This is a genomic window from Bradyrhizobium sp. AS23.2, assembly GCF_001908185.1.
In the GTDB taxonomy this organism is placed as follows: domain Bacteria; phylum Pseudomonadota; class Alphaproteobacteria; order Rhizobiales; family Xanthobacteraceae; genus Bradyrhizobium.
In genome coordinates, this window is sequence record NZ_LGHM01000057.1 from 24,938 (window position 1) to 34,865 (window position 9,928).

At 61.8% G+C, this 9,928-nt stretch carries 14 protein-coding genes and 2 pseudogenes; 7 read left to right on the forward strand and 9 right to left on the reverse strand.

Translation table 11 applies throughout. From position 1 onward, the window contains the following. Positions 1-60: 60 nt before the first annotated feature. The 3 genes and pseudogenes from AC630_RS43810 to AC630_RS48300 form a co-directional block, all read left to right on the forward strand. Positions 61-366 (forward strand): hypothetical protein, encoded by a 306-nt coding sequence (locus AC630_RS43810; protein WP_143198037.1) that lies wholly within the window; start codon positions 61-63, stop codon positions 364-366. A gap of 57 nt (positions 367-423) precedes the next feature. Beyond that, entirely contained in the window at positions 424-609 is a 186-nt protein-coding gene (locus AC630_RS13920; protein ID WP_074119091.1) for a hypothetical protein, read from the forward strand. Next, a pseudogene (locus AC630_RS48300) lies at positions 610-684 on the forward strand (DUF6894 family protein); the annotation flags it as partial. 192 nt (positions 685-876) lie between these two features. Here the strand turns inward: AC630_RS48300 and AC630_RS13930 are convergent. The 3 genes from AC630_RS13930 to AC630_RS13940 form a co-directional block, all read right to left on the reverse strand. Continuing rightward, on the reverse strand, positions 877-1,098 hold the full coding sequence (locus tag AC630_RS13930; protein WP_074119092.1) for a hypothetical protein: 222 nt from the start codon (positions 1,096-1,098) through the stop codon (positions 877-879). Between the two features lie 51 nt (positions 1,099-1,149). Continuing rightward, complete coding sequence (locus AC630_RS46935) at positions 1,150-1,392, reverse strand: transcriptional regulator (RefSeq protein ID WP_074119093.1); 243 nt, start codon at positions 1,390-1,392, stop codon at positions 1,150-1,152. A gap of 96 nt (positions 1,393-1,488) precedes the next feature. Beyond that, positions 1,489-1,698, reverse strand: a complete 210-nt coding sequence (locus AC630_RS13940; RefSeq protein WP_074119099.1) for a cold-shock protein — start codon at positions 1,696-1,698, stop codon at positions 1,489-1,491. Positions 1,699-2,133: 435 nt separating this feature from the next. On the opposite strand from AC630_RS13940, the gene rpsU reads away from it, so the two are divergent. Beyond that, positions 2,134-2,409: a 30S ribosomal protein S21 gene (rpsU, locus tag AC630_RS13945; protein WP_074119094.1), complete on the forward strand. Its 276-nt coding sequence runs from the start codon at positions 2,134-2,136 to the stop codon at positions 2,407-2,409. A gap of 206 nt (positions 2,410-2,615) precedes the next feature. Here the strand turns inward: rpsU and AC630_RS13950 are convergent, their stop codons facing one another. Genes AC630_RS13950 through AC630_RS13960 form a run of 3 tightly spaced genes read right to left on the reverse strand, consistent with a single transcriptional unit; the run spans position 2,616 to position 3,501 of the window. Beyond that, on the reverse strand, positions 2,616-2,894 hold the full coding sequence (locus AC630_RS13950) for a DUF1488 family protein (RefSeq protein WP_074119095.1): 279 nt from the start codon (positions 2,892-2,894) through the stop codon (positions 2,616-2,618). 50 nt (positions 2,895-2,944) lie between these two features. Then, entirely contained in the window at positions 2,945-3,241 is a 297-nt protein-coding gene (locus AC630_RS13955; protein ID WP_074119096.1) for a hypothetical protein, read from the reverse strand. Then, entirely contained in the window at positions 3,238-3,501 is a 264-nt protein-coding gene (locus AC630_RS13960) for a hypothetical protein (RefSeq protein WP_074119100.1), read from the reverse strand. Before AC630_RS13960 ends, AC630_RS13955 begins: the two co-directional genes overlap by 4 nt. Positions 3,502-3,867: 366 nt before the next feature. On the opposite strand from AC630_RS13960, the gene AC630_RS42865 reads away from it, so the two are divergent. Then, positions 3,868-4,191 carry a hypothetical protein gene (locus AC630_RS42865; RefSeq protein ID WP_083636256.1) on the forward strand — a complete coding sequence of 108 codons (324 nt, stop codon included), beginning with the start codon at positions 3,868-3,870 and terminating at the stop codon, positions 4,189-4,191. Between the two features lie 386 nt (positions 4,192-4,577). Here the strand turns inward: AC630_RS42865 and AC630_RS13965 are convergent, their stop codons facing one another. After that, entirely contained in the window at positions 4,578-4,901 is a 324-nt protein-coding gene (locus AC630_RS13965) for an ABC transporter permease (protein WP_083636257.1), read from the reverse strand. A 47-nt stretch (positions 4,902-4,948) separates the two neighbouring features. Here AC630_RS13965 and AC630_RS13970 point away from each other — a divergent pair, with 47 nt between their 5' ends. Next, positions 4,949-5,863, forward strand: a complete 915-nt coding sequence (locus AC630_RS13970) for a c-type cytochrome (RefSeq protein ID WP_083636258.1) — start codon at positions 4,949-4,951, stop codon at positions 5,861-5,863. A 34-nt stretch (positions 5,864-5,897) separates the two neighbouring features. Here AC630_RS13970 and AC630_RS13975 read toward each other — a convergent pair whose 3' ends face one another. After that, a complete protein-coding gene (locus tag AC630_RS13975) occupies positions 5,898-8,558 on the reverse strand; it encodes a bifunctional diguanylate cyclase/phosphodiesterase (RefSeq protein WP_074119097.1) in 2,661 nt (886 codons plus the stop codon). 234 nt (positions 8,559-8,792) lie between these two features. Further along, on the reverse strand, positions 8,793-9,485 hold the full coding sequence (locus AC630_RS13980) for a hypothetical protein (protein WP_074119098.1): 693 nt from the start codon (positions 9,483-9,485) through the stop codon (positions 8,793-8,795). A gap of 172 nt (positions 9,486-9,657) precedes the next feature. Here AC630_RS13980 and AC630_RS13985 point away from each other — a divergent pair. After that, a pseudogene (locus AC630_RS13985) lies at positions 9,658-9,928 on the forward strand (LysM peptidoglycan-binding domain-containing protein); the annotation flags it as partial.

Here is a 9,928-nt window from a genome sequence, read left to right on the forward strand (position 1 = left end):
CGTTCCACCCTCGATCGGGTTGTACACTTTCGACCCTCGGAATCCTTGCTGAGAGCCATCATGGCATGGATGGCCCACCAGAATGACAAGCCTTGCTCATCCGAGGCAGCTAGTCGCCTGGTCGAACTGGGACTGACGGTGAGCGCCGATCAGGATCTACAGAAGCGGCGTGCTCGCAAAATGGCTGGCAATGCGATTGATCGCCTGGGCGACACAACGACGACAGCGGGTGATCGGGCAACTCGCAAGCGGGATCTGCTCGATGGACCCGAGGAGTTCGAGCGCGTGCGAATTGGTCGGCCCAAGCGCAGCAAGTCGACCGACCACAACAAGTCGATCAAGCCCAGCAAGTCGATGCAGAAATAATCCGAGCAACGAGAAGCCGCCGACAGCGGACGGCTTCAAGACAAAGGAGGACAAGCGATGAGAAAGCAATTTCAATCGCCTGCGGTGAATAAGGCGAATAGTTTATTCAAGCAAATCCCAGAGAAGACCACGACGGACTACGAAAAAGCGCAACAGGCTTTCCACGCAAATCGGGAACGGCTGAAGGCTGAGCGGTTGGCCAGGGAAGCGGAGCGAAAAAGCCGGCCCGATCGGACGCCTTAGGTGTCGCAATTCTACTTTGACATCTGGGATGGCGAGTTGCTCGTCGTAGACGAAGAAGGCCCGGATTTGCCCGGTCAATGGGCCGCTGAGACTGAAGCGACACTATCTTTGGCCGACATGGCCAAAGAGCTTGAAACGTTCGCGAGCATCGATGGCTTGGGCCATCCAGGTTCGGGATGCGAGCGGCCTCATCCTGAGAGCGAAAATCGTCTGCGAAAGAGTTCACCCGATCAATTGAGCGCGCCCAAAGTGCTATTGATAACCTCGCTACAGCATCGACAGGATGACAATCCCGTCTTCGAGTTCTCCCGAAGCAAGACGCGCCCGCGCCATACGCTCGAATTCCGTTCGATGTTTCTGCAAGTAGCTGAAGGCCTGCTTCTGCGTGTTGAACGTCGTTGCAAGCCGGCACATCTGTCGATTTGCGCCGAACGCGAGAAAGAAAGTGATGGTTCCGTCCTCCGGCTTGACTCTAGGCACCATCCGCACTCTCCGGCATGTGACGGCCCCTCAACGTTCCGTTGACGACTTTGAAGACGGCTATCGCGGCGGCTTTCTCGAGCGTTTCGTCGCCGTGGGCGTTGGCGAAGTTCTTTGAAGGGCTGCGTCAGCCGCTTCCTTGGCCTCGCGCGCTTCTCGAAGCCGCGTCATGTTGGCGCGAACCGCGATGGCCTGCCTTTCGACATCCGCCAATGCCCGCGCGCCCTCTTCAGCCGCCAGGCGCTTGCGATCGGAACGCGCAATGCCTTCGGGTGACGGCTCTGCCGATTTCCTGGCGCTCATCCTTCACGCCGCTCCTCAATGGAGGAAACCCGCTCAATCCGGAGATCGAGCGGGCATAACGCCGTTTCAGTACATCCGTGAAACGGCGCCACGATATCAAGCCAGCGAGAGGTTCTCAGCGCTGACTTTGCCTCGCATCTTGTCGGTCTTGGCCTCGAAATTGACCTTTTGGCCCTCTCCAAGACCTGCAAGACCAGCTCGTTCGACGGCGCTGATGTGAACGAACACATCGTTGCCGCCGTCGTCCGGCTGTATGAATCCGAAGCCCTTTTGGGCATTGAACCACTTAACAGTACCTGTCGCCATTTTCTTCTCCAAAGCGCGCACAAGCGCGTGCCGCGTGACAATCACGCGATAACCTTCAACTTCGTCGATGTCTTTGGAAAAGGAGCCCGCGGGCGCAATCAACAAGGCACAGCGGCTGATCGAACTCACTCAATATATATCAACCTCACGTTTTAGCAAGGAGGGGAGCCATTTATTCCATCAGGCAGCTTTGGTGCCCGATCGAGAGACTTCGAAGGAGGCTGTCGACGTGTAAGCAGGGCCTTATCGATTGACAGGGCTGCACGACAGTGGTCACGTTGATACCACGAAGTCGCGGCGCTGTGACAAAATCGGCTTATCCGAAGCTGGCGACGAATGTCACCGCCACCATCCTCGAAATCGCAATGATGCTCCTGCGCAATTGGCTGCCATGCAGGACGTCCCGCAATTTGCAGCCCCATCGAGGAGGAATAATTGCAGGTATTTGTCCGGGACAACAATGTTGAGCAGGCACTCCGTGTTCTCAAGAAAAAGATGCAGCGCGAAGGCGTCTTCCGGGAAATGAAGCAGCGGCGTTCCTACGAAAAGCCGTCGGAAAAAAAGACCCGCGAGAAATCTGAAGCTGTGCGACGAGCCCGCAAGCTCGCTCGGAAGAAGGCGATCCGAGAAGGATTGCTGCCGGCGCCGCCGAAGAGGAAGCCTTTTGAGCGCAAGCCGCCCTTGCCGGAGGTCAAAGCACGGGCGGACTAAAGAGGACCTCAGTCTCAGGGGTTAGAAGATAGGGTAGACAGTTCTGCGACTGCTACTGACCGGGCGATGCGAAGCGTCGCTCGCTGAAGCCCCTGCGGAGTTTCGTTCGCTCTAACGCCGATGGTTCCACAAGGAAGAACTCGACCGGGACTGAGAAGCCGATCGATAGAGGCGCTCCGATCGCTCCTCCGGTCGTTCCCGAGTGCCTACGTCCTGAAATCGATGCCTCGTAGGACAATCCCGGGTGGCGTACCTTCGAACTCTGTTGCGCGATATTTGCTTGCCGCGCGTGCTTCGATGCGATCGCGCAGGCGGGTGAACTGCGCTTCTCGCTGCTCGGGCCTCGCCTGCGGGCCGCGCTCGAGATAGTCCATCGCAGAGGTCGAGATCGCACAAGGAATCTCCCTGTTCCCATCGTGCATCGAGAATCGGACGATCATCCGGTCGTATTCATGGCTGATAAAGCGGCCGCTGGTCAGTGTCATGACATACTCCTTTACGCGATTGCTTGCTGGCGCGAGCGGCCATTGCCGCTTCAGTCATCCCCGCCGAGCCGGGCGAAATCGTCGAACAGCGCCGCGACCAGCGCGCGGTGGCGCGTGTCCTCGACGGGCAGGCTTGCGGCATAGAGGTTCAGCAGGTGGCGAGCCTTCACGGCGGCCTCCGGCCAGGACGCGGCGGGCACCGTCATCATGCGGTTCTCGAGATCGGCCTCGCGCTCGCGCAGCTCCCTGACATGGGTCTCGACCTCGGCCAGCGCGCGGCGCAGATCGGTCGCCTTCTGTGCAGCCATGCCGCGATGCTTGTCGAGATCTATCGGACGGTCAGTCATTGGGCGGCGCTCGCGTCGACTCGTTGCGCATCCGCAAGGTCGACCGAGCCGATTGACAGCAGTTCGGTGGAGCCGCGCATGCCTTCTGCCGGTACGGTGATCATCGTGGCGACACGACGCCAGGCCTGAAAGGACAGTCCCTCGATCGTTTCCTCGTCGGTGACGACCTCATAGGCGCCGGCGGGCAAAAGCCGATCGATGCCGCGGATGCGGAACGGATGCCTGAAGGTGACGGTTTCTCGCCGCGAGCGGGTGGTCATGCACGCTGCCTTTCGCAAAGTGAAGCCCCAACCGACGCCGGTTGTGACGAGCATGCGCGCTTCGCTTTGCAATAGCCAGCACTATCGTCACCGTGCCGGCGACGATGATGTCACAGCGCGACCGTAGCCTGCGATGCATTTAACGTTCGCTATTGGCTCGGCGGGGGCGTAGGATCGCCGCCATCACCGCACTTCTCAACGGCTCCGACCGGTGACTGAGGGGCACGTGTGCTCCCGCCGAAGGCTTCGCAGGAGCGTTCGATGTCACGTTATCGCATCTCGGAACCGATTGTGCCGTCGGTGATCGCTCCGCTGTTGCTTCTCCTTCTCGTATGCGGAGCCGCGGTCCTCAATGGCTAGGGCAACATGCGTGCCGTATCTGGTCAGCGGGACCAACGAATACGCTCCAATCTCGGCCGCGGCACTGCGACGGTCGCGCAGCGCCTCGCACGGAAACTCTGCGAAGGCTGCATGGACGTCAGGGTCTGCACACCGCGTGGACGGGTGCTGCAGTCGGATGAATTCGACGGACTTAAACCACCAAAGGAGAGCGACATGGCGAAGGGCCAGCAACGCAGCAATCGCGAAGCCAAGAAGCCGAAGAAGGAAAAAGCCAAGGTGATCGTCGCGGCCCCGAGCCGCAAGGAAGTCGCCTGGCAGCCGGATTTCGGGCCTGCAAAGAAGAAATAGCAACGAGCCGAGAATAGCGAAGTGCCCGCTACGGTTTGAGCGGCCCCATCCAATCTGTAAAGTCGTATCCGCTCCACCATCGATGGAGCGTTCGCTTGCACTCTTTACAATTGAAGCGGCCGTTTTCGACGACCGGTTGCTTTATCTGGATGGCGCTATATACCGCACCGCAAAACAAGCAGCTAAAGAAGACACGCATTGGTGGTTGATTGGTCATCGATCCTTGCCGAGGTTGCACCCGTCACTGGGATAACCGGCGCGCCTTAGTCGAAGGGCGAAATCGTGTCTTGGCAGTTCGTGCCAACAATTTGTCAATGTGCGCCAAACAAAGTGCGCAAGGCAAATCCCATTGCGCAGAGAAGCTAGACCCAATTTCAGCCCATCGCCTATTCGAAGCGCAGGGCCACAATTGGATCAAGCCGCGCGGCCCGATGGGCGGGATAGAGGCCAAAAGAAATTCCGATGAACCCCGCAAATCCGCAAGCCAGGACGATTGCCCACGGGCTGATGAGGATAGGCCAACCAGCTTTCCACGCGATTACGACTGCCGCAGCGGCTCCTGACACTGCGCCCACGAGCCCTCCCATCAGCGCCAAGAGCAAGGCTTCGATCAGGAATTGCCACCGGATGTCGCGGCGGCTGGCCCCGACCGCCATACGCAAACCGATTTCGCGGGTACGCTCGGTCACTGAAACCAGCATGATGTTCATGATGCTAATGCCGCCAACGACCAGCGAAACGCCCGCGCGTCTGGACGATGCCGGGTTTTGCCCGGCTCTCGGATCAGGAGGTGGCGGAAGTTCTGAGCTTCTTGCGCAGCAGTTGGGGCAACAACGCCAAGCCGGTGACTTCGTCTGATGTGGCCAAGATACGTGCCGAGCTTGATCCCAAGACTACGGATTCCTCCAAATTTGAAACGCCGCGCCTCGCGGACATGCTCGCGGCTCCCAATGCTACAGAGGTGGTACGCGGCATGCGACTGCATCTTGAGACCCGGACGCTGTTGCCTCAGCACGTTGGCGATGACCTGACTTGCAACAGCTGTCATCTCAACGCCGGCACGGTGGCGGACGGTTCGCCATTCGTCGGTGTATCCGCCTTCTTTCCCAGCTACGCCCCGCGCGCAGGCAAGGTCATAACGCTCGAAGAGCGCATCAACGGATGTTTCAGGCGCTCCATGAACGGCGTGGTGCTGCCGTTGGATGGGACGGATTTGAAAGCCATGGTGGCCTATTTCGACTGGATGAAGGAAGAATTTAAGCCGGGAGACAAGGTCCCCGGGCGTGGTATCGGCAAGATTGACAGGACGATCAAGCCCGACGTGGAGAACGGAAAGCGGGTGTATGTGGAGCAGTGCGCAGCCTGCCATGGCAAGAACGGTGAAGGCTTGAGGCGGGCCGATGGGGCCCTCGTGTTCCCACCGCTTTGGGGCGACCGCTCATTCAACGTGGGTGCCGGCATGGCGCGGACGTACACGGCGGCAGCGTTCGTGAAGCGCAACATGCCGATCGGCTTCAATGACAAATTCCCGCTCGGGCAAGGCGGCCTTTCGGATCAGGACGCGGTGGACGTTGCCGAGTATTTTTCGCATATGCCGCGCCCGGATTTTCCGGACAAGCTCAAGGATTGGCCCAAAGACCCGAAGCCGTCAGATGCGCGTCTCGAAAATTAACGTGATCCTATCCTGCGCTGCGCCGATGCGCGCGCTAAGCCGCCGCCTGCGTCGAGAGCAATTGCTTCAGCTTTGCCGCAGGCACAGCCGGGCTGAACAGCCAGCCCTGCATCTGGCTGCATCCGAGCTGCCGCAGCACCTCGCGCTGCGCTTCGGTCTCGACGCCTTCGGCCGTCGTCGCCATGTGGCGGGCGGCGGCCATGTGCACCACCGCCTGCACGATCGGAGACGAATCCTCGGGCTCGCCGATGTCGCTGATGAAGCTGCGGTCGATCTTGATCTTGTCGAAGGGGAAGCGGTGCAGATAGCTCAGCGAGGAATAGCCGGTGCCGAAATCGTCGAGCGCGATGCGCACGCCGAGCTCGCGGAGCTGCTGCAGGATCGTCAACGCTTCCGCGTCGTCGCGGATCAGGACGGTCTCGGTGATCTCGAGCTCGAGCCGCCCGGGCGTAAGGGCTGACTCCGCAAGCGCCGCGGCGACCTTCAGCGCCAGCGTCTTGGCGCGGAACTGCACCGGCGAGACGTTGACCGCGACGTGGATCTGGCCGGGCCAGCTCGCGGCCTCAAGGCAGGCCTGCTTCAGCACCCATTCGCCGATCTCGCCGATCATTCCGGTCTCTTCCGCGACTGGAATGAACTCGGCGGGCGAGATCATGCCGCGCTCGGGATGGCGCCAGCGCAGCAGCGCCTCGCAGCCGTTGACGACATTGGCCGCGAGGTCGACCAGCGGCTGGTAGTGCACCTCGAATTCGCCGCGCGTCAGCGCCTGGCGCAGATCAAGCTCGAGCTGCCGGCGCAGCCGTGCCTTGGCGTCATATTCGGGCACGAACAGGCGGAAGGTGCGCCGGCCCTCGGACTTGGCCGCATACATCGCGAGATCGGCGCGCATGAGCAGATCGTCGAGATTGTCTCCGTGATCCGGCGCGATCGCGATGCCGATGCTGGCATCGGTCGGAACCTCCTGGCCCTTGCAGTTCACGGGCGCGCGCAGCGCCTTGAGGATCGTTTCCGCCAGCGCGGTCAGCTCGGCCTGGTCGTTCGTGCCGGCCTTGACGATGGCGAATTCGTCGCCCCCTAGCCGCGCGACGAGGTCGTTGCCGCTGACGCAGGCGCGCAGGCGGTTGGCGACCTGGCGCAGCAGCTCGTCGCCGACCTCGTGGCCGAGCGAATCGTTGACGCCCTTGAACTCGTCGACGTCGATATACAGGATCGCGAACGGCTTGCCCTCGGCAAGCTCGGCCACGCGGCGCTCCAGATGGCCGCGCATCAGCACGCGATTGGGCAGGTCGGTCAGCGCGTCGTAATGCGCCATATGCGCAATGCGTTCGTCGGCGCGGATGCGCTCGGTGACGTCGTCATGGGTCGCGAGCCAGCCGCCGGCCGCGCCGGGCTGGTTCTTGATCTCGATCAGGCGGCCGTCGGTGGTCTCCACGACGGCGCTCTGCGTGCGACCGGCGCTGCTCAGGACGCCGTCGCAATAGGAATCGACGTCGCCCTCGAACGAGCCGGTGTCGTGGCGGTGCTGGATCACGTCGCGGAAATAGGCGCCAGGCTTCACCACGTCGGTCGAGAGCCGGTACATCTCGATGTAGCGCCGGTTGCAGACGATGAGCCGCTCGTCCTGGTCGAACATCAACAGACCCTGCGTCATGGTGTTCAGGGCAGTGTCGAGCCGCTGCTTCTCCACCGAGAGCCGGTGCATCATCTGACGGAAGATCAGGTAGAGCGTGAGCACCAGCAGGCCGATCGACAACACGGCGACGGCGACGAAGAACTTCGTTTGCGTGCGCCAGGTGGCGAGTGTCGCGTCCAGCGACTTGGTCGCGACCACGACCAGCGGCTCGCCGGTCAGCATGCGCGAGGCGACGATGCGGTCCTTGCCATCCATCGGGCTTGCAAGCTGCGTCGTGACGGAGGTGCGCTCGAACACGGCCCTCTGCTCGGGCGTGCCGTTGCGGTAGTTCTGCCCGATCATGTCGTCGACATGCGGAACGCGCGCCAGCAACTGTCCGTTCTGGTGGTGCATCGAAATCGAGGATTCGTCGCCGAGCCCGATCGAGGCGAAGAAGGATTCGAGCTGGTCCGGCGAGATGGCCCGCGAGACCATGCCGAGGAATTCGCCGTGCGGGCCGGATACGCGCCGCGCGAGCACGATCGCCGGTCCCTTGCCGAACCGGCCGGGCACGACCTCGACCTCTTCCTGCGACGCCGGATCGCTCTTGAGGCGATGGAAATAGCCGCGGTCGGACACCGAGATGTCGGCGACCGGCCAGCGCCGCGACGAGTTGATCAGCACGCCGTTGGCATCGAACACATTGGCGCCGGCGACGTCGGACCAGCCGCTGGCCTTGTTGCGCAGCACCTCGTGCATCGCGAGCGTGCCCATCTCGCTGCGGAACACGTCCGCCGAGTCGATGCCGTGGCTTTCAAGTTCCGCGATGATGCTCTTCTGGAGCACCGAAAAATCCTCGAACTCGCGGTCGAAATGCCGGGCGAGCATGAGCACGGAGCTTTCCAGGCTGTCGCGGCCGCTTTCGATCGCATTCTGTCGGAAACGATCGACTGTGAGCGCGGTGCCGATGGCCATTGCAACCATCAGCACGAAGCCGCCGACGATCAGCCACGTCAGCGGCGCCCCGCGCCAACGGCGAAGCAACGCGCGCATCCGCGCGCTCCATCGGATCGATGTGCCCATCCAGCCCTCCCGTGGGATGCAAGATGCAGCAAAACCGACAAGAGCCCGTTACCAGTAAGGGTTAGGAAAATATGAATCGGAGCGGAATCAGAAGGTTGGCGCCCCCGCCGGCGGAAAGCCGGTTGGCAGGCGCGGTTAGGCGTCGCCACCCCGCCCAGCGGTCCTACTTTGCATGGGGTTGTTTTCGGGATTCTTGTCCGAGCGAGGTCGTCCCGGACGGGAGGGGGCGGAACCTCACCGGCGGATCTCCCAGTTCAGCGCTTCCGCATTGCTCTTGGCGAACACCGCCGGCACGTCGAAGGTCCCGGTCTTGAGGTCGTAACGGCAGCGCCAGTCGCCCAGCCCCTTCACCATGACGTTCTTCGGATGCTTGTCCATTTCGCCAGACAGCGAGATGACGAGGTAGCGGTTGTCGGGCCAGTTCACACCGAGCCAGCGATAGGCCTCTTCGGTGCCTTTCGCGAGATTGGCGGTGATGTGGTAGTCGAGCTTGATCCTCTTCGTGTCAGGCCGGCTGTGGAAATAGGCCCAGGCGAGCTCGCTGAGCGACTTCCGCGTTGCGCTCACGAAGGCTCCCTTCTCGACATGGTAGAGATAGAGGTCCTGCTCGCCGGAGCCGGTCTTCTGCATCCGTACCAGCCATTGCGAGTCGCTGGTGAAGCGGAAGCCGGCCGGATAGCCCTGCTCCGGTTTCAGCTCCGTCATCTGCTCGCCGCGCCGCGCCCAGACCTGCCATTTGACGTCGAAATCCCCGCCATCTTTCATGTACTGCTCGAGCTTGGTGGCTCCGTCGGGCGAGGTGAAACCGAGGTCGGCATCGTCGGTGAGCGTGAAACCCGGCGGCGGGCCGGAGGCGGCCAATGCGCCTGACGCCGCCAGCGTCAGGGCAAGCGCCAGCCATGGCGCGGGACGGCAAAATGCGTGCACGGAAACATCCTTAAAAAATGCCGCGATGCGACCTTGCTCATTTGACGCCGACGAGGCCGCGCCGGTTCATCCGAGGCACTATGAGATCATCCCATTGACAGTCTTGCTGCCGTGGCGAAATCGGCGCAGGTTGCCGCCATCGGCTATTTTGCGATCGAAGGTTCATTTCCCGATGATGACCGCTACCAAGGCCCTCATTGCATTCTGTCTCCTCGCCGTGGTCGGTACCGTGCTGGTGATCGGGCCCACCGAGCTGCGCCGACTTTCGCCGGGCGGGGCCAAGGACGAGTTCAAGACCGGCAGTGCCGTCGCCGCCAAGCCGGATGCAAAGCCTGAAGCCAAGGCTGAAGCGAAGATCGAGATCACGCCGGAGTCGAAGCCGGAAGAGTCCAAGGTTGCCGCCAGCACGCAGCCGGCGCCGGCCGCGTCCCCGGCGCCGGCCG